The 424-nt window shown below is 62.7% G+C and carries 1 protein-coding gene; it reads left to right on the forward strand.

Features of this window, described 5'->3' with window-relative positions:
• Positions 1–424, forward strand: a 424-nt coding sequence (locus AC5V8P_RS26120; protein ID WP_495474120.1) for an AMP-binding enzyme, incomplete at both ends; no start/stop codon positions are given.

Genomic DNA, 424 nt, shown 5'->3' on the forward strand with positions numbered 1-424 from the left:
GTCAAAATCCGCGGGTACCGGATTGAGTTAGGCGAGATTGAAACCGCGATCCAGCAGGTGCCGGGTGTGCGTCAAGCGGTAGTCATCGACCGGACGGGCGAGCGTGGGCACAAGTATTTGTGCGGGTACCTCACGGGAGCAACCGAGCTGCGGATCGAGGAAGTGCAGGCCGCACTAGAAGCCGGGCTGCCCGCGCACATGGTACCTGCACGGCTGATGCGACTGGAGACGATCCCGCTGACGAGCAACGGCAAAATCGACCGCAAGGCCTTGCCGGAGCCAGAAGGCAGTGTCCATACGGGAGCAGCCTATGTGACCCCGCGTACGAAGGTGGAGCAAGTACTGGCTGCGGTATGGGCCGGAGTGCTGGGCGTGGAAGCCGTGGGCACGCAGGATAACTTCTTCGAGCTGGGCGGCGATTCGA

The sequence above is a fragment of the Paenibacillus sp. N119s genome, from assembly GCF_059447605.1.